This window comes from Capilliphycus salinus ALCB114379 (assembly GCF_047276495.1).
Lineage (GTDB): Bacteria > Cyanobacteriota > Cyanobacteriia > Cyanobacteriales > Microcoleaceae > Capilliphycus > Capilliphycus salinus.
In genome coordinates this window covers 1116518-1135000 of record NZ_CP178543.1, presented here as the reverse complement: position 1 = coordinate 1135000, position 18483 = coordinate 1116518, and the positions used below count along the sequence as shown (strand labels likewise).

At 42.9% G+C, this 18483-nt stretch carries 14 protein-coding genes and 2 rRNA genes (1 of these 16 running past the window's edge); 7 read left to right on the top strand and 9 right to left on the bottom strand.

Features of this window, described 5'->3' with window-relative positions; translation table 11 throughout:
• From ACL6C3_RS04800 to queF, 6 genes are all read right to left on the bottom strand, one after another.
• Positions 1–392, bottom strand: a 23S ribosomal RNA gene (locus ACL6C3_RS04800); it reaches 2488 nt to the left of the window's first position.
• Between the two features lie 246 nt (positions 393–638).
• Positions 639–2127: ribosomal RNA gene (locus tag ACL6C3_RS04795) — 16S ribosomal RNA — on the bottom strand.
• The 16S and 23S rRNA genes sit together here, the layout of an rRNA operon.
• Positions 2128–2702: 575 nt before the next feature.
• Complete coding sequence (locus ACL6C3_RS04790) at positions 2703–3248, bottom strand: tetratricopeptide repeat protein (RefSeq protein WP_413165813.1); 546 nt, start codon at positions 3246–3248, stop codon at positions 2703–2705.
• 124 nt (positions 3249–3372) lie between these two features.
• On the bottom strand, positions 3373–3729 hold the full coding sequence (rplT, locus tag ACL6C3_RS04785; RefSeq protein ID WP_413165811.1) for a 50S ribosomal protein L20: 357 nt from the start codon (positions 3727–3729) through the stop codon (positions 3373–3375).
• A 39-nt stretch (positions 3730–3768) separates the two neighbouring features.
• A complete protein-coding gene (gene rpmI / locus ACL6C3_RS04780; RefSeq protein WP_413165809.1) occupies positions 3769–3966 on the bottom strand; it encodes a 50S ribosomal protein L35 in 198 nt (65 codons plus the stop codon).
• Between the two features lie 112 nt (positions 3967–4078).
• Entirely contained in the window at positions 4079–4507 is a 429-nt protein-coding gene (gene queF / locus ACL6C3_RS04775) for a preQ(1) synthase (protein WP_413165807.1), read from the bottom strand.
• Positions 4508–4705: 198 nt separating this feature from the next.
• Here queF and ACL6C3_RS04770 point away from each other — a divergent pair, with 198 nt between their 5' ends.
• Entirely contained in the window at positions 4706–5356 is a 651-nt protein-coding gene (locus tag ACL6C3_RS04770; protein ID WP_413165805.1) for a hypothetical protein, read from the top strand.
• 196 nt (positions 5357–5552) lie between these two features.
• On the opposite strand, the gene speD is transcribed toward ACL6C3_RS04770, so the two are convergent.
• The 3 genes from speD to ACL6C3_RS04755 form a co-directional block, all read right to left on the bottom strand.
• Positions 5553–5978 (bottom strand): adenosylmethionine decarboxylase, encoded by a 426-nt coding sequence (gene speD, locus ACL6C3_RS04765; RefSeq protein ID WP_413165803.1) that lies wholly within the window; start codon positions 5976–5978, stop codon positions 5553–5555.
• A gap of 227 nt (positions 5979–6205) precedes the next feature.
• Entirely contained in the window at positions 6206–7261 is a 1056-nt protein-coding gene (locus tag ACL6C3_RS04760; RefSeq protein WP_413165801.1) for a pentapeptide repeat-containing protein, read from the bottom strand.
• A 250-nt stretch (positions 7262–7511) separates the two neighbouring features.
• Complete coding sequence (locus ACL6C3_RS04755) at positions 7512–7919, bottom strand: hypothetical protein (RefSeq protein ID WP_413165799.1); 408 nt, start codon at positions 7917–7919, stop codon at positions 7512–7514.
• A gap of 294 nt (positions 7920–8213) precedes the next feature.
• Between ACL6C3_RS04755 and ACL6C3_RS04750 the strand changes: the two genes are divergently transcribed.
• The 6 genes from ACL6C3_RS04750 to ACL6C3_RS04725 all read left to right on the top strand — a co-directional run bounded on the left by ACL6C3_RS04750 (position 8214) and on the right by ACL6C3_RS04725 (position 18472).
• A complete protein-coding gene (locus ACL6C3_RS04750; RefSeq protein WP_413165797.1) occupies positions 8214–9278 on the top strand; it encodes a glycoside hydrolase family 10 protein in 1065 nt (354 codons plus the stop codon).
• A 74-nt stretch (positions 9279–9352) separates the two neighbouring features.
• Positions 9353–11347, top strand: a complete 1995-nt coding sequence (locus tag ACL6C3_RS04745) for a glycosyltransferase family 2 protein (RefSeq protein ID WP_413165795.1) — start codon at positions 9353–9355, stop codon at positions 11345–11347.
• 136 nt (positions 11348–11483) lie between these two features.
• The gene (locus tag ACL6C3_RS04740) at positions 11484–12266 is read left to right on the top strand and encodes a calcium-binding protein (protein WP_413165793.1); all 783 of its coding nucleotides are present in this window, start codon (positions 11484–11486) and stop codon (positions 12264–12266) included.
• Positions 12267–12421: 155 nt separating this feature from the next.
• Positions 12422–13372 carry a HEAT repeat domain-containing protein gene (locus tag ACL6C3_RS04735; RefSeq protein ID WP_413165791.1) on the top strand — a complete coding sequence of 317 codons (951 nt, stop codon included), beginning with the start codon at positions 12422–12424 and terminating at the stop codon, positions 13370–13372.
• Positions 13373–13414: 42 nt separating this feature from the next.
• Positions 13415–15718 (top strand): tetratricopeptide repeat protein, encoded by a 2304-nt coding sequence (locus ACL6C3_RS04730; RefSeq protein WP_413165789.1) that lies wholly within the window; start codon positions 13415–13417, stop codon positions 15716–15718.
• Between the two features lie 153 nt (positions 15719–15871).
• Positions 15872–18472 (top strand): PAS domain S-box protein, encoded by a 2601-nt coding sequence (locus ACL6C3_RS04725; protein WP_413165787.1) that lies wholly within the window; start codon positions 15872–15874, stop codon positions 18470–18472.
• The last annotated feature ends 11 nt before the right edge of the window (positions 18473–18483 follow it).

Here is an 18483-nt window from a genome sequence, read left to right as displayed (position 1 = left end):
CTCGGGATTCAGCTCAGTTGCTTCGATTTTCAACTACAGGACTTTCACCTTCTCTGGTGCAGTTTTCAACTGCTTCGTTTAACTTCCGCAATCCTTTGATGCTGTCCCACTACCCCTTCTGTATTTACAGAAGGTTTAGGCTGTTTCCCTTTCGCTCACCACTACTTAGGAAATCGCTTTTGCTTTCTTTTCCTCCAGCTACTAAGATGTTTCAGTTCGCTGGGTTCGCTCTCACTCGCCTATGGATTCAGCGAGTAGTTTCTAGGTTGCCCTATTCGGAGACCTCCGGCTCAATGCTTGCTTCCAGCTCCCCGGAGTGTTTCGTCGGTCGCCACGTCCTTCTTCGCCTCTGTGTGCCTAGGGATCCACCGTTAGCTCTTTGTAGCTTGACCACTTTTTAATGTCGTCTGTTACGGTTCTACCTTTTTTCCTGATTCTCTATGCAGTTTTCTAGGTTCTGGCTGAACTTTCGTCCAGCATCCTAACGTCATTTCTGACTTTTAGGTGCTGTACAGTTGAAAAATCCGAACCAAGAGTTTGAAAGCCTGTTTAATGCTGTTGTCCTTGACCGACCTAGGATGACCTTAGCGAACCTGAATCGTTTTTGGGTTGGCTCGACTAAAGTTAGGTCTCCCTAAAAAGGAGGTGATCCAGCCACACCTTCCGGTACGGCTACCTTGTTACGACTTCACCCCAGTCATCAGCCCTGCCTTCGGCACCCTCCTCCGCGAACGGTTAGAGTAATGACTTCGGGCATGGCTAACTTCCATGGTGTGACGGGCGGTGTGTACAAGGCCCGGGAACGGATTCACCGCAGTATGCTGACCTGCGATTACTAGCGATTCCTCCTTCATGCAGGCGAGTTGCAGCCTGCAATCTGAACTGAGGCAAGGTTTTCGGGATTAGCTCCTCCTCGCGAAGTGGCTGCCCTCTGTCCTTACCATTGTAGTACGTGTGTAGCCCAGGACGTAAGGGGCATGATGACTTGACGTCATCCCCACCTTCCTCCGGTTTGTCACCGGCAGTCTCCCTAGAGTGCCCAACTTAATGATGGCAACTAAGAACGAGGGTTGCGCTCGTTGCGGGACTTAACCCAACATCTCACGACACGAGCTGACGACAGCCATGCACCACCTGTGTTCCGGCTCCCGAAGGCACCTCCGAGTTTCCCCAGAGTTCCGGACATGTCAAGCCCTGGTAAGGTTCTTCGCGTTGCATCGAATTAAACCACATACTCCACCGCTTGTGCGGGCCCCCGTCAATTCCTTTGAGTTTCACACTTGCGTGCGTACTCCCCAGGCGGGAAACTTAACGCGTTAGCTACGGCACTGCCTGGGTCGATACAGGCAACACCTAGTTTCCATCGTTTACAGCTAGGACTACTGGGGTATCTAATCCCATTCGCTCCCCTAGCTTTCGTCCCTCAGTGTCAGTTGCGGCCCAGCAGAGCGCTTTCGCCACCGGTGTTCTTCCCGATCTCTACGCATTTCACCGCTACACCGGGAATTCCCTCTGCCCCTACCGCACTCCAGCTCTTCAGTTTCCACTGCCTTTCAGGAGTTGAGCTCCCGTCTTTGACAGCAGACTTGAAGGGCCACCTACGAACGCTTTACGCCCAATCATTCCGGATAACGCTTGCCTCCTCCGTATTACCGCGGCTGCTGGCACGGAGTTAGCCGAGGCTGATTCCTCAGGTACCGTCACTTTCTTCTTCCCTGAGAAAAGGGGTTTACAACCCAAAGGCTTTCCTCCCCCACGCGGTCTTGCTCCGTCAGGCTTTCGCCCATTGCGGAAAATTCCCCACTGCTGCCTCCCGTAGGAGTCTGGGCCGTGTCTCAGTCCCAGTGTGGCTGATCATCCTCTCAGACCAGCTACTGATCGTCGCCTTGGTAAGCCTTTACCTCACCAACTAGCTAATCAGACGCGAGCTCATCTCTAGGCGATAAATCTTTGACCTTCCGGCTCATCCGGGATTAGCAGAAGTTTCCCTCTGTTGTCCCCGTCCTAGAGGCAGATTCTCACGCGTTACTCACCCGTCCGCCACTAACTCCGAAGAGTCCGTTCGACTTGCATGTGTTAAGCAGACCGCCAGCGTTCATCCTGAGCCAGGATCAAACTCTCCGTGTTGATTTCACCACTGAGTTGAGTCCGCTTTTCCATTACAATCTTAGTAATGACTTGCGCTTCCTCTTCTGGCTAGTATCTTTGATTTGTTACGATTCGATAACTCTTGGTTTCCCAAGACTCTCAAAAGAATTTCTTCAAGGACCTGTGCTTAGGCTTTCAAACTCTTATGTTTTCTAGGTTCGGGCGCTTTCGATGTCGTTTCCGTTTCTCGAGCGCATTTACTAATGTAGCGGACTCTTCTGGGATTGTCAACACTTTTTGGAATTTTTTTTTGAAATTTTTCAAAACCCTGATTTTATGGGCATTACAGACGTTTTGCTTTCGGCTCAACTCCCAAACTCCCGGGTCTGCCCTCCGGCTGCGCGGGTTTTTCCAATCCCAGATAGAACCCCCAAACCCAATACCCGAGTAACTGTACCTAAAAAATGAGCCACACCCTGACGATCGCCCTTCTATATTCAGAAAGTTAGATCTCGTCATCGAGTATGGCAGTTGTTGATTACAATCTCAATCAGCGGTACTGTTGCTCGGCGAACCTCCGCAGTCAGTCCCCAAGACACTCACTCAAAAACAGTCTATTCTGGTGAAGAAGTGGGAATTCCCAAACGTTTCCGCAACGATTCCGCTCTTTGAAGAGCGATCGCATTTTTCGGATCACCCTGTAAAGCCTGCTCATAAGCCTCCAACGCCTGAGCCGTTAACTTTTTCCGCTCGTAGGCATAACCCAAATTGTTGTATGCCGTAACATAATCAGGAGCAAGTTTAAGAGCCTCCTTGTACTGTCGAATCGCGATATCATATTGTTCTTGGGCAAAATAGGCATAACCCAAAGCATTGTAAACCAGAGCAAGATTCTGAGATTCCTCCTCCTGCTCCGATGTCTTTAAAGCCTTTTGAAGTACAGCGATCGCCTGGGAATATAACTTCTTATCGTTATAGATACAGCCCAACTCGTAATACTCCTGAGCCGTACCCTTCTCTTGGCTCAACTTTTTTTGCAATCGAGACAGTTGACCTTCAACCCTGCGGGTCTTAAGAATCTGACGCAACACAAAAAACCCTACTCCGAAGAGCAGAGTCACCAACAACAGCAGGTAGACAACTGGTAAATTACTATCCATCACTTTGAGTAATTGTGAGAATCTTCAAAACGAAGTGCGGCTGAAAATTAGTCTTCAGCTTGCATTCCCTATCTTAAATTCTGCTTGTACTTTTACTCAATTTACCAGGCTAGACCCAAACAAATTAACCCTGAACTTGACCCGCTTGTTCTACCACTTGGCTAAAAGCTTGCGGATCAATCACAGCCAACTGAGCCAGCATTTTACGATTAATTTGAATATTCGCCTTTTTCAAACTCCCCATAAGCTGACTATAACTCACCCCCTGGAGACGAGCCGCCGCATTAATCCGAGTAATCCAAAGTCTCCGAAAGTCCCGCTTGCGCTTGCGACGATCGCGATAAGAATTCCGCAAAGCTTGCATGACTCGCTGATTAGCGGTCCGGAAATTGGTAGATTGACATCCCCGAAACCCTTTAGCAAGCTTAAGAATTTTTTTGCGACGTTTGCGAGCAACGTTACCGCGCTTAACCCTTGTCATCGTTAATTTCCCTTAACTGATTCAATATCTTTGAAATCCCTACATATAGGGCATCATCAACCGTACATTTTCAGCGTCCCGCTCGTTAACGACTGCCATTTTCGACAAACGACGCTTGCGATCGGACTTTTTATGCTGTAAGAGGTGGCTCTTGTACGCTTTACGACGCACCAACTTACCGCTACCCGTGACTCGAAAACGTCTAGCGGCAGACTTACGAGTTTTCAGTTTAGGCATGGATTTAGTCTAATTTCAACACAGTCTACTATTATATCACATTTTACCGCTTCTCTGCGAGGATAGCGGTGGGATAGCAACGCCCGAAAATCAAATCCTAAGACAAGGGTGATTAGGGTGTCATCCGCTGATGTCGAACTTCGACACAAGTATGAACATTACCGCGAGGATTAAAATCACCCACAAGTTTAACTTCTTCGGGATCGCAGGCGGCGACAAAATCATCTAAGATTTGATTGATCGATTCTTCGTGAGAAATATAGCGATCGCGATAACTATTGATATAGAGTTTCAAAGATTTCAACTCCACGACTCGCTCGTGCGGCACGTAAGTCAGATGAAGGGTAGCAAAATCGGGATAACCCGAAAAAGGACATTTACAGGTAAACTCGGGTAAAGAAATACTCACCTCATAGCGACGTCCAACTCGGGGGTTAGGAAAAGTAATTAACTGTCCCTCCTGAATTTCACGTTCGCCATACTTAAGTGCCTCCGGCTCGGAGGACTGAAAAACTTCTTGTTCAATGGGTAAATTACTCATAACGATACCAATGGAGAATTCTTCAACCTAAATAAATTTTACCGAAGTTAGAACCCAAGTTAGAACCTAAACTTTCTTGACGAAATGTCTTCTGATTGTTCTAATGGCAATTAATCTAAAATATAGCAGGTGAACCTGGTTCTGCTTAATTGCGATCATTAGTCATACCCCAAACATTCCTAGTCAAATTGAAGTCCTATGCAAGATGTTAACGTTTCTGGCCCGAACTCATCAGAAACAACAAATGGCTATTCTCCCTCTGTCCCCATTTCTCTCTACCGAGAAGTGACAGCCGAATTACAAGCCTCCAAAGCGACACTCAACTCTTTGAGAACCCAAAACCAGCAGCTTGTACAGCAAAATCAGCAACTCCGTCGAGAATTGGAGAACCTAACGCAAGCCGCCATCCAACTTCAGCAAGCGATCAACACCGCTCAAAAGGCGAACCAGCCTGATTTTCCCCAGCAGAAGCCGCAGCCGACTTCAACTCTTGAAATTCCCAATTTCAACAACCAACCCAATGGTATTTCTTCCAATGCTAACTTTGTAGAACTGCCGATGATGACAAAGACGGTGACTCGGAGTTCACAGCAGCACAAAACCCAAGCCAACCATCCGCCTGTTTCTCCGCCGGCTTCTGGTGTTCCCGAACATCCCCCTTTGAAGCGAGAAATCCCCGATCAACTGTTTACAGAAGAACCAGAAGGTCGCTTACGTCCAACTTCGGAGTCTCAACGAGTCGAGTTAAATGGATTTTGGCTGGTGGTTTCCATTGCCTTAATTATTATCGTTGCTTTTGGAGCGGGATATTGGATTGTTCGTCCACTTTTGCAGCAACAGCAACGTTAAAACCGGAATCATCTCAAGTGTGAAGACGCGAAAAATCTCCCCCTATGTGTTGTAGAGGGAGAAATTATCATGCTATTTTTTTTGAGTCAGAACAATTTGAGCCAATTCTCAATACCTGCACTGGCAGTATCAAGGAAAAGAAGCTCGTTGATTGTTGCTCAAAAACCCAAAAAATTGCTCGAACCGATGAGAGAGATTAAGCCTGTAAAACGGTCGTTTCAGCCCACTGACTCTCCAGGGATTCCCAACTGCTCGAATCTTCTGAAATATCTGTCTCCAGTTCAAAACCGCGCTGAAATTCTCGCTGCTTAACCTGTTTGGCTTGAAGGGCTACTTCTAAACATTCAAGAGCAAGCTGGGGATTTCCGCGTCCGCAAAAGAAGACATCGGCAGCAAAATAACCATATTCAGGCCAAGTATGGATCGCAATATGAGACTCGGCTAACGTTGCGGTTGCCGTCACCCCATGAGGACTGAACTGATGAACACAAAAATCGATTAACGTTGCTCCTCCGGCCGTAATTGCATCGAGTATAGCCTGACGAATGCGTTCGGGATCGTTCAGTAAGTCAGCGGGACAATGCCAAGCATCGATAACCAGGTGGGTTCCCAATTTTTTCATTCTGCGCGGTTTCACCTCCATCCTATAGTGGTTTAAAACCTCAAACCTTATTAGTGTATCACAAAAAATTCGATAATTTTCAATCAACCGGAGAAAAATTTAGAACCGGGCTGTTAGGGATTTTCAGAGCATCGGTTGAGCCAACTGAAACCGCTGTCAGTTTCTGGAACCAACAGCGATTTTTTCAGACTCCCAGATAGCGATCGCCGTGTTAACTATTGCGATCTCTAGGCATAAGTCGCCCCATTGGGCAAAATCGCACCATCCAAGAAGACATCATCCAAACTGGTAACATTCAAACTCGCGCCGATCAAATTGGCTTGACACAAATTCGCACCTCGGAGATTAGCCCCTTTCAGAGAAGTCAACAACAATCCCGCTCCGGTCAGATTGGCGTGACTCAAGTTCGCTCCTCGTAAATCGGCTTCTAGCAAACTCGCACCCGCCAAATTCGCCCCGCTGAGGTTGGCGCCTCGCAGATTGGCTTGACTCAAATCAGCCAGTCTCAAATCAGCTTCATGCAAAATCAAACCATTGAGATTGGCTTTTTTCAAATTGGTACTCTTTAAATTGGCCCCGCTCAACCCGGCGCCATTAAGATTCGCCCCTTCTAAATCGGCGCCGGTTAAATCGGCGCCCGTTAGATTGGCCACGCCCAGATTAGCATTGCGTAAACTGGCTTCGCTCAAATCGGCTCCCATGAGATTGGCGCCGCTGAGGTTAGAGCGATTCAAATAAGCTCGAATTAGACAAGCCGAACTCAAGTTCGCGCCACCGAGTTCGCTTTCACTTAAAATGGCTCTGGTGAGGTTAACCCGACTGAGATCGATAGCGCTCAAAGTCGCCCGTGAGAGAGTGGCACCAATCAAAATCGCATCGGTCAGTCTAGAGCCATTGAGTACAGAAGCGCTGACTAAACTCGCTCCGGTCAAGTTGGCACCGGTCAGGTCGGCTTGAGACAAAATACTTCCACTGAGAATAGCCCCACTCAAGTCCGCTTGAACCAGTCGGGTTCGGGTGAGACTGGCTCCACTTAAAATTGCTTCAATTAAAACCGCCCCGCTCAAATCGGTTCGACTCAGATCAGCCCCGCTCAAATTCGCACAAATCAGTCGAGTTTGGCTTAAGTTTGCTCCGCTCAGATTGGCTTGGCTGAGATTAACTCGATTGAGATTTAGTGCCTTTAATTGAGCCGCCATCAGGTTAATTCCGCTAAAGCTACGTTCCCCTTTGGCATATCGTTTTAAGAGTTTGTTCGCGCTGAAAATTTCACTAGCCTTCATACAAAATGAATAATTTACTGTAATCTATCGTCGGCGATCGCCTCTCGGAATGAGAAGCCGACAAGTTCTTGATCATGCAATTAAGAACCTGTGAATTAGGATTGGGGGGTGAACCTGAAATTTCACCCTGAATAAAACATTGAACAGAGGACGATACTAAACTGTGTCGGTCAATGGTTAAATTCCACTCACCTTAGACCGTTGAATTGGAGGATTGACCGTCTAACCCCCGCCATTGAAAGCACAGGGTTCAGCTAGTATCGCCAGCGACGAGAACGTATTGTCGCAATGAAATTCGATTGGGGAGTAGTCTCAGTAAATCTTTGTGATGACTCAGCAGCAGCGAAACAAATTGATGCGATAAAAGGGTGATTTCAACTGAAGGGAATTTTCGACTTTTTATGATTTTGACCCCAAACTGACACGCGGTTGACCGCTTGAGTGGGCGATTGCTGTTGCCAAAGGGAGAATTTAAAGGTTGATACTGACCACAGACATTTAGCCCCATACAGGGGAAGCGATTCCCTAAACTGGGGATGGGTTGAGTCACGGTTTGATGACGTTGGACTTGCAGAAGTTTATCCCGCACAAAACCGTAGCGAGTTGGTGCTATCCCTCGCTGAGTTTGGTCGAACCTATAGTGGTTTGGATCTCCCATAGAATTTGCATCCTGTTACCCCAATCTCGAACCCTCCCTGATGACAGGGGTTATGATTGCCAATCAGGGTAAGCTTTTCTCGGTGGGGACAGTGAAATCAGGTTGTCTGATCTGTTCAACTGAATACACTGCTAAAATTGCCCCTTAGTTAAAGATAATAACTGAAAAATCAACTGGGCGGGACTAGCTTTGCAAACAAAAAGGGCGATTGATAGGTCAGTATCCTGATTTGGGGACGGATCGCCTGAGAACCATCGAAGATACAGTTTGAGTTCAGTGGACGCAGGAGGTCACATGGAAGTTCGTGGGGTCTGGATTACCAATACCGATAGTCAAGTTCTTTATTCTCGACAGACGATCGCGGAGGCTATGCAGTTTTTGGCGGAAACAGGATTTAACGTGGTCTTTCCTGTGGTTTGGAATAAGGGGGTGACGCTTTATCGCTCCGCCATGATGAGCCAACAGTTTGGAGTGGAAATTGATTTTTATGTGACTCGCGGACAACTGCGCGATCCGCTGCGAGAATTGATTGAAGAAGCTCATAAAGTTGGGTTGAAAGTGATTCCCTGGTTTGAATATGGTTTTGCCTGTTCTTATAAACAAAATGGCGGTCGGATTCTCAATAGAAAACCCCATTGGGCGGCGATCAATGCTCAGGGAACTCTTTTGATTAAAAATGGGTTTGAGTGGATGAATGCTTTTGATGTTGAAGTTCAAAATTTCGTCATGGATTTGATTCTAGAAGTGGTCAAAAATTATGACGTTGATGGGATTCAAGGTGACGATCGAATGCCTGCTCTGCCTTCTGAGGGCGGATACGATTCTAAAACGGTCGATCTTTATATTCAACAATATGGTCGCCGACCTCCATTATATCATAAAGATGAGCAATGGTTACAGTGGAGGGCTGATATTTTAACGGGTTTTTTAGCCCGTCTTTATCAGCAGGTGAAAGCGATTAAACCTCATATTAAGGTGTCGATGGCACCGAGTCCTTATCGGTGGGGATTGAATGAATATTTACAAGATTATATCGCCTGGATTGATAAAGATTTGGTTGATATGATTCATCCTCAGCTTTATCGCCGCAATTTCTGGAGTTATAAAAGTTTGGTGGATCAATTGGTTGATACTCAGTTTAAAACTTCGCAAATTTCTAAGTTGTCTCCCGGAATTTTGTTGAAAATTGGTTCTTATCGTATTAGCGAGGATGAACTTTTAAAAGCGATTGAATATAACCGCTATCGAGGTGTACAAGGTGAGGTATTTTTCTTTTATGAAGGGTTGCGGGAAAATAACAATACTTTGGGAAATGCTTTGCGCCTGGGTCCTTATTCTCAACGGGTTTCTCCCTGGTAATTTTAGGCGTTAAAGACTGCAATTCATTTTTATCGAATTAATGGTTATCGGGTTGATCATTTTGAGAAGTCAATATGAATTTAGATCGAACGGAAATCAACCTATCTGTGATTGTTATTTGTCAAAATCAATGGGAATTTCTCTGGGATGCGATCGCTTCGGTGGAAGCTTGTCTGGAAAATGTTGATGAAATTCTAATTGTGACTTCTCTTTTTCTCAACCCTGACGAAGAAGAATTTTTAAATTATTTAAGCGATAGAGGTTATATTATTTGTCAGTTTGATGATAATTTTAATCTGGCTAATCTTCTTAATTCTTCTATTCAAAAAGCGACGGGAAAGTATATTTTTCCTTTACTCGCTCAAAATACAATTGACTCAAATCATTTAATTGATGCTGTAGAAATTTTGGATAAAATACCGGAAATTGGTGTGGTTTATGGAGATATAAAGTTATTTGGAGAAAGTGAAAAAAACCGAATTCAATCTTTACCTGATTTTTCAGTTGTTCAGCTTATCCGTGAAAATTTTATTAATTTAAGTTCTCTTTTTAGAAAACAAGTTTGGGAAGACTGCGGGGGTTTTGATGTTAATATTCCGACTCAAACGGGGTATGAATGGGAGTTTTGGTTGAGTGTCGCTGATAAAAATTGGGAATTTTTTCACCTGTCGGAAGTTTTATTAAACCAAAGAGTTATTCTCAAACAACCCAATTTTGAAAATGATCGGGAAGCGACAGATCAACTCGTTCAATATCTTTCTCAAAAATATCCACAAATTTACACGTCAAATAACAGCAACATTCCCCAACCCCAGTTTATTGGAGAAACCGGGGTTTTAATTCCTAAAAATCCTTTGGTGAGTGTTTGTATTCCAACATTTAATGGTGTTCGCTTTATTTGCGAAGCCATTTCTAGTATTTTGTCTCAAACCTATTCCCCGCTAGAAATTATTATATCCGATGATGGTTCAACGGATAACACGATAGAAATTGCTGAAAGTTTTAGAAAGAAAACCTCAATTAAGATTTTTATTTTTTCTCACGAACCTTTGGGACTTGCGGAAAACTGTAATTTTGCGATTTCTCAAGCTAAGGGAAAATATATTAAGTTTTTATTTCAAGATGATCTTCTTTCTCCCAATTGTATCACAGAACTGGTAAAAATCGCCGAACAAGATGAGGAAATTGGCTTGGTGTTTTCTCCCCGCGAGATGTGTTTTGTGGATGAAGTCGCCGAAACCGATCCGGATCTAATTTCGGTTTATCAAGATTTTCAAAATATTCATCAAGGGTGGTCAAGTTTACAACCCATTCAACGGGGGGAAGAATTACTAAGCGATCCGCATCTTTTGAAACATCCAATTAACAAAATTGGCGAACCGAGTACGGTTTTAATTCGTCGGGAAGTCTTGGATAAAATTGGAGGATTCGATCCGCAACTGAATCAATTAGTCGATCTTGATTTATGGCTGAGAATTTTGGGAGGCTATAAAGTGGGGTTTGTTAATCAAGTTCTTTCCTATTTTCGGCTTCATACCCAACAAAAAACCTATCAAAATATTGCTGAAAATGTTTCAACCGATCTCAAATTTTATCACAAACTTTATTGCGATCCGGTTTATGATTTTTTACCCGTATCGGTTCGCGATCGCGCGGTTTGCATTTATACAATTAACTTAAATCATTTTTATCTGTATTTCTCCGAGAATAGTTCGGGAACTTTTTTAGAATATTTACGTCAACTGAGACAGGAAGTAGCCAACTCTTGGCTAACACTTCCCCCAGAAAACTTTAATACAAAACCCTCGAATTCTTTCAAAACAGTCTATCGCATCTTGCTTAGAAATAAACGTTTGAGAGCGGAACCTTTAACTGAATCTGAACAAATGTTTGTGAAGTCTATTGTCAATGAAATTGATAATTCATCGACTAATTTTAAAACAACCCGATCAATTTTAGCATTGATGCTGTATCCAAATTTTACTCAATTCTCATTCAATCCCGATAGAATACTCATAGCAAAAAAGCTAGATAAAGATATTAGGGATTGGATGAAAAGAGGGATTTAGTTTCGGATATTATCAAGATTCAATCCAGTAAGAACGAGTTTATCTATAACGTGAATCAAACCAGAGAAGGATGTGTTAAACTCAATTGTTGTGCTTTAACTGAATCCAGTAAACACAATTTGGAGAATTATAAACAATGGCTTTTACATTAGTCCCACTCGGTTTTGTTGGTTTTTTTGGATTTCCGGTTTTAGGCGGAACAGACGATGCGGATACCATTTTTCTATCCCCAGGTCAAGCTTCAAATTCCGAAGTTTTATTATTAGCAGGAAACGACAGTTTACAAGGCCCAAACGTTAACGAGCCATTGCTTGTTAATGGCAATAGAGGAAGTGATACAATAACGGGGGGAACTAACCGAGATACTGTCTTTGGAGGAATTGATGGAGATCGAATTTTTGCCAATTCTGGACAAGATCAAATCTTCGGAAATTTAGGAAGTGATTCCCTAGAAGGTGGGTTTGATGGCGATGCGATGTATGGGGGTCAAGATGATGACTTTCTCAACGGTGATGAAGGAGATGATACCCTATTTGGCGATCGCGGTGATGATATTTTAGATGGTGATGCGGGGGTTGATGATTTAATCGGGGGTGAGGGAGAAGATACTTTTGTTTTTGATCCGGGAGAAGCGAGTCGAGATTTTGAAGATGTTGATGCCATTTTTAATGGGTTTGAAGCGGGAAATAGTTCTTTGGTAGGAGATAAAATTGCGGTTCCTAGCCGACTTATTAACCAAATCGACCCGTTAACATTAGAGCGAAATTTTGATGCGAATGGCGATAACAATCTCGACATTGCGATTCAACTTTTTGATGGTCGGTATCTGGGAGTAATTATTGATGACGGAACCTTACCCAATCGCCTGTTTTTAGATGTAGATTTTGTCTTCAATGATGGCTTTGATTTTAACGTGTAGCCGGAGCAGTTTATCGAAAAAACAAGCAACTGTTAACAAATTTGCCAATCTTACACAATTTGCCTGTTGAGCCGCATAATTGAAAAGCAACTCTCTATCTTCGAGTACAATGACTCTGAGGATAGAAAACTAACTCAATCAGGAAACAAACGGGTATGGATTGGAACACCCTAAAAAAATCATTGCATTCGCCGAAATTAGCATTACTCTGTCTATCTGTTGGTTTTCTGTTAATTGGAAAAGTCGCAACTCAAGCCACGACAACCGCAGAAGTGATTGCACAAATTGAGCAACTCAGCAACACCAACCGACAAAACCGACTATTAGCCGTTAAAACCCTCAAAAAAATCGGTTCTCCTGCGGTTCCCATCTTGATAGAAGCCTTGAACGATCCCGATGTCAACATTCGCAAAAATGCGGCTTTCGCCTTGGGTGCGATGGGTGCAGACGCCACAGAAGCGGTTCCGGCTTTGCTTTCGGCGTTGAAAGATGCGGATCAAAGTGTTAGGATGGATGCGGCGGTAGCGTTGCGACACATTGGGCCAACGTCTCGCGAGGTTCTCAACTCCGCGATCGCAGACTTAACCCAAGCGTTGAAGGATGAAAATCCCCAAGTTCGTCAGGGTGCGGCGTTTGGCTTGGGAATCCTCGGGCCTTCGGCATCGGAGGCGGTTCCTGATTTAATTGCAGCCCTCAGAGATAGCGACGAAGACGTGCAGATTTCCTCCGCGATCGCCCTCAAACGCATGGGACAGGCGGCGGTTCCCGCTTTGACAGCGGCGTTGAATGACGAACAGATGCAAGTTCGGGCGAAAGCCGCTTTTGCTCTCGGAAAAATTAACGCAGAAGCCGTTCCTAGCGTCACAGAGGCTTTAGAAAATAGCGATCGCCAGATTCGTCAAAATGGGGGTCAAACCCTTAAAAACGCCTTTTCTGGCTCGCTCCACGCTCAGGCGAATCGTCCCAACCCTCGCCCCACGACTCGCCCAGCGCCTCGGGGAAATAGTCCCACGACTCGCCCCGCACCGGGGGGAAACAGTCCGATCACTCGCCCCAACCCTCCCCGCAACCCTCGCCCCAACCCTCGCCCGAATGGTTCTCGCTGATCGAGTATAATTAGTTATTTATAACTTATTCTCGGAAGCTGAATGTTGGATCGTCTCTACACTGAGGCTGTAGCGTTGTATGATGCGGGATATTTGTCTGAGGCTGAGGAAAAATATCAGCAGATTTTAGCCTTAGAAAATACCCACGCTGATGCTTGGCGAGAGTTGGGGATGGTTTATTTTTCTCAAGAACGTTATTTGGAAGCCCTCGATGCCTTTTATTCGGCTTTAGAACTGGATTCATCACAAGCGATTCAATATTATTATTTGGGGTTAGGATTAACGGCGACAGAAGATTTCAACGCAGCTATTTCAGCTTATGAGGTAGCTATTTTTATGGCTCCCGATTGGGCTGATACTTATCATAAATTGGCGGAAGTTTTTCTAGAAGTTGGTGAGATTAAACGGGCGGAATTTTACTATAAAAAAGCAATTGATCTTGATTCAAATAACCCGAGTTTTTATGTAGATTTGGGTAATTTGTTGATGGGTAAATGTGAAATTGAAGCGGCGATTGCAACTTACAAAGCGGGCTTAGAATTTGAACCAGAAAATCCGTTTATCTTGGAACAGTTGGGGATGGCGTTTATAGCGATAAAAAATACATCTCTGGCTGCATTTTATTTAGGAAATTCAACCTATTATCGGGGGGAATATCCAAAAGCGATTCAATTTTACCAAGATTATCTTAAAATTGAAAATCAAGATGTTGAGGTTTATTTAAAGTTAGCTGACTGTTATCAAAAAATTGAACAATATTCGCAAGCAGTTAGTATTTATCAGCAAGCGGTTGAACAGATAGTTGAACAAATACCAGACTCAACAGACGGTTTGATAAAGGTTTATTTAGCTTGGATAAATACTTTACAAGAAATCGGAGAGACAGCAGCAGCGATTGATTTAGTTGAGAATGCTTTAAAACTGTTTCCCAATGATTTTTCTTTAAAATTCGCCCACCAACGCTTACTTCCGATTTTATATAATAATTCTTCGGAAATTGAACAATATCGTCAGAGGTTTTCTGAGTTATTAATTCAATTAATTGCGAAAACTGATTTAAGTTTACCTGAAACATCAGCGAGTTTATTTAAAGCGATTTCAAATCATACGAATTTTTACTTGGCTTATCAAGGCTGCGACGATTTACAACTACAAAAACAGTACGGAGAATTCGTTCATAAAATTATGGCGACAAGCTTTCCGCAATGGGTTAAACCGATAAATTTCCGCTTTGTTCAGCCAAATGATAAAATAAAAATTGGCTACGTTTCGTCTTTTTTTCAATGGCATACTGTGGGTATTGTCTTCTTGGGATGGTTGAAGCAGTACAACCGTCAAGCCTTTGAAGTGACTTGTTATTATACCGGAAATGAGGAAGATGATGTAACAAGTTTATATCGTTTTTATGGCGATGATTTTTATAGATTAAATGGTGAATTTGTTGAGAGTGTTCAGAAAATTTATGCGGATAAACAGGATATTTTAGTCTTTTTGGATTTGGGAATGTGTCCGCTAACCACACAAATTGCGAGTTTACGTCTGGCTTCTATTCAATGTGCAGCTTGGGGACATCCGGTTACAACAGGTTTACCGACAATTGATTATTTTATCTCTCCAGAGGTACTGGAACCGAAAACCGCACAAAATCATTATTCAGAAACATTAGTTCGTTTACCGAATTTAGGCGTTTATTTAGACAAATACCAGAGTCAAAAGTTAGAAAAACAACCTTCAGATTTTGGATTAAAAAACAATCGGGTCATTTATCTATCTTGTCAGTCTGTGTTTAAATATTTGCCTCAATATGATAGAATTTTTGTAGAAATTGCCAAACAAGTTCCTCACGCTCAATTTGTGTTTGTGTCTCACTGGAACTCAGCAATTACTGAAAAGTTTAGACAACGATTAAAACGGGCTTTTGCAAAAGGGGGTCTAAACAGCCAAGACTACTGTATAATTTTACCCAGACAGGAAAAGTCGAATTACTTACAATTGAACTTAATCGCTGATATTGGCTTAGATACGATTCAATTTACAGGATTTTTAACAACCCTCGATAGTCTAGGCTGTAATCTTCCTATTGTTACCTGCGAAGGCGAATTTATGCGAAGTCGTCAAACGGTGGGAATTCTAAAATTTATCGGAGTAACAGAAACAATAGCACAGAATGAAATCGACTATATCAAAATAGCCGTTAAATTGGGATTAGATCCGGTTTTTCGTTCAGAAATTGTTAACAAAATTAAGGAAAATAAATCGGTATTATATGAAGATAAAAACAGCATTAAAGGTTTAGAAGACTTCTACCGAAAAGCACTCGCCAATCCCATTGAAAAGTTTAGTTAATCAAAGCCGAACGCCGAATCAATCAATTAATTAAAAAGTTCGGATTTCGTCAAAACATATTATTTTTAACTAACGACAAATTTTGAGTATAAAATATAAAATGAACGGACTTTAAAAAGATAAGGTTAACCCAACGAATCGAGCGTATTGAATATGAAAAATATTAATCCAGCGATTGCTCTTGGTGAAGAACAACTCAGTCAAATTCTAGAGATATTACCCATTGGAGTAGCGGTGATTCATCGAGAAAGTGGTCACACCTATTTGAATCAAAAAGGACGAGCATTGCTTGAACAAGAAGCGAACACCCGCATCTCCCTTAAAGAACTGTTAAAAACTTACCCTATTTATCGCTTAGGAACGGAAGAACGCTATCCTTATCAAGAACTACCCATCGTACAAGCATTAAAGGGTAAAAGGATTAAAGCAAAAGATTTAGAAATTCGGATTCAAACAAAAGTCATTTGTTTAGAAGTAGAAGCAACTCCGATTTTAGACGAACAAGGAAAAGTAATTTGTGCGGTTGTAACCTTTGAAGATATTACCGAACACAAACGCATAGAAGCGGAACGGTTAAAAGCCGAAAACGCACTTTGGGAAAGTCAACATCGGTTTGCAACCCTAGCAAAAGCCGCTCCAGTGGGAATTTTTAGAACAGATACTCAAGGTAAATGTTTGTACGGTAATGATATCAGTTTTGAGATGATCGGCTTATCTCAAGAGGAGTCAATGGGAGAAGGATGGACAAAAACTTTACATCCCGATGACGTTGAGGACGTGCAAAAAAAGTGGTATGCTTTCGCATTAAACGGTGTTCCTTTTAAGTGTGAATATCGTTTTTTGCGTCCCGATGGTAGTATTATTTGGGTCTACGGACAAGCCGTCGCCGAAACCGATATTAATGGTAATGTAATTGGTTATGTGGGAACGATAACAGACATTACGGGGACGAAAGAAACGGAACTCGCTTTACAACAAAGCGAAGCCAAATATAGGCGGTTAGCCGAGAATATTCCGGGTGTCATTTATCGATATGTTTTGCATCCCGATGGGAAAGATGAATTTATCTATGTGAGTCCGAGAATTAAAGAAGTATACGGAATTGAGCCAGAAATTATCTTAGAAGATTCTGCAAATTCTTGGAATATTATTGTAGCAGAAGATGTAGAAAAACTCCGCTTTTCTACGCTGATTTCCTGCCAAACCTTACAGCCTTGGTCTCAGGAATATCGCATTACTAAACCCGACGGTGAAATTCGATGGATGGAAGGCTTTTCAATCCCCGAAAAACAACCAAATGGTGATGTAATTTGGGATGGATTTATTATCGATATTAGCAGCCGTAAAAAAGCAGAAGAAACCTTAAAAGAACGAGAAGCTTATTTACGAATGGTAGTTAATAATGTTCCGGTAATTTTGTGGGCGACAGACAACAACGGTATTTTTACATTATCAGAAGGGAAAGGTTTAGAAGGATTGGGTTTACAAGCCGGGGATGTTGTGGGAAAATCAGCTTACGAAATTTATGCTGACTTCCCCAGTATTATTAGAGGAATCCATGAAACCTTAACGACAGGTAGTTCTTATCACGCTCAAGTGGAGGTGAACGGTCGATTTTTTGAAGCTTTGGGTAATGCTTTTTCTGACGAACAAGGAAACTGTTTGGGGATTATCGGTGCTTCTTTTGATATTACCGAACGTCAACAAGTTGAACAAATCTTAGCAGATTATAATCGAATTTTAGAAGCAAAAGTTGCCGAACGGACAGAAGCTTTACGTCAAAGTGAAGAAAAATTTAGAGCCATTTTTAATCAAGTGTTTCAGTTTATAGGCTTAATTAAACCGGATGGAACCTTATTGGAAGCCAACCAAACCGCCCTTGATTTTGGAGGAATAAACCTGGAAGATATTGTTAATAAACCCTTCTGGGAAGCCCCTTGGTGGAAGATTTCACCCCAAACCCAACAACAACTCAAAGAAGCCATTACCAAAGCCGCCCAAGGAGAATTTATCCACTATGAAGTCGATGTCTTAGGAAAAAATACAATTGCAACGATTGATTTTTCTATTCGTCCAATTCGGAATAATCAAGGAGAAATAATATTATTAATTCCGGAAGGGCGAGATATTACCGAACGGAAACAAATGGAAGAAGCCCTAAGAAAAGCCAACCTCGAATTAGAACGTTTAGCCACCTTAGACAGTCTCACCCAAGTCGCCAACCGTCGTTATTTTCAAAACTACTTAGAACAAGAATGGAAACGACTGACGCGAGAACAACAACCTTTATCATTAATTTTATGTGATGTCGATTATTTTAAACGATATAACGATCATTACGGACATCCAGCCGGAGATGATTGTTTAATTAAAGTCGCCCGAGCGATGCAGCTTGCAGTCAAACGTCCCGCCGATTTAATCGCCCGTTACGGAGGAGAAGAATTTGTAATTATTTTACCCAATACAAACCTAGCCGGAGCCATTAAAGTAGCCGAAGAAATTCAAGAAAAAATTCATCAACTGGGTATTCCTCACGCTCAATCTCAAGTCAGTCAATTGGTAACATTAAGTTTAGGAGTGACGAGTTTAATTCCCGGCGTTGAAAAGACAACCGCCGAACTGATTGAAGTCGCCGATACTGCTTTATATCGAGCCAAAAAACTGGGAAGAAACCGAATTTTTCCTTCAGTTCCTCCCCAGATTGTGCAGAATATAGGTTGTGAATATTTAGCAACTCCTCTTGTTAGTGAGTAGCAGAAAACCCC

Excerpts from the sequence above, each read along its gene's own strand:
- ACL6C3_RS04745 (WP_413165795.1), top strand. The coding sequence starts at position 9,353 with ATGAATTTAGATCGAACGGAAATCAACCTATCTGTGATTGTTATTTGT.
- queF (WP_413165807.1), bottom strand. The coding sequence starts at position 4,507 with ATGAGTAATTTACCCATTGAACAAGAAGTTTTTCAGTCCTCCGAGCCG.
- rpmI (WP_413165809.1), bottom strand. The coding sequence starts at position 3,966 with ATGCCTAAACTGAAAACTCGTAAGTCTGCCGCTAGACGTTTTCGAGTC.
- ACL6C3_RS04760 (WP_413165801.1), bottom strand. The coding sequence starts at position 7,261 with ATGAAGGCTAGTGAAATTTTCAGCGCGAACAAACTCTTAAAACGATAT.
- ACL6C3_RS04730 (WP_413165789.1), top strand. The coding sequence starts at position 13,415 with ATGTTGGATCGTCTCTACACTGAGGCTGTAGCGTTGTATGATGCGGGA.
- rplT (WP_413165811.1), bottom strand. The coding sequence starts at position 3,729 with ATGACAAGGGTTAAGCGCGGTAACGTTGCTCGCAAACGTCGCAAAAAA.
- ACL6C3_RS04790 (WP_413165813.1), bottom strand. The coding sequence starts at position 3,248 with ATGGATAGTAATTTACCAGTTGTCTACCTGCTGTTGTTGGTGACTCTG.
- ACL6C3_RS04735 (WP_413165791.1), top strand. The coding sequence starts at position 12,422 with ATGGATTGGAACACCCTAAAAAAATCATTGCATTCGCCGAAATTAGCA.
- ACL6C3_RS04770 (WP_413165805.1), top strand. The coding sequence starts at position 4,706 with ATGCAAGATGTTAACGTTTCTGGCCCGAACTCATCAGAAACAACAAAT.
- ACL6C3_RS04755 (WP_413165799.1), bottom strand. The coding sequence starts at position 7,919 with ATGGGAGATCCAAACCACTATAGGTTCGACCAAACTCAGCGAGGGATA.
- ACL6C3_RS04740 (WP_413165793.1), top strand. The coding sequence starts at position 11,484 with ATGGCTTTTACATTAGTCCCACTCGGTTTTGTTGGTTTTTTTGGATTT.
- ACL6C3_RS04750 (WP_413165797.1), top strand. The coding sequence starts at position 8,214 with ATGGAAGTTCGTGGGGTCTGGATTACCAATACCGATAGTCAAGTTCTT.
- speD (WP_413165803.1), bottom strand. The coding sequence starts at position 5,978 with ATGAAAAAATTGGGAACCCACCTGGTTATCGATGCTTGGCATTGTCCC.
- ACL6C3_RS04725 (WP_413165787.1), top strand. The coding sequence starts at position 15,872 with ATGAAAAATATTAATCCAGCGATTGCTCTTGGTGAAGAACAACTCAGT.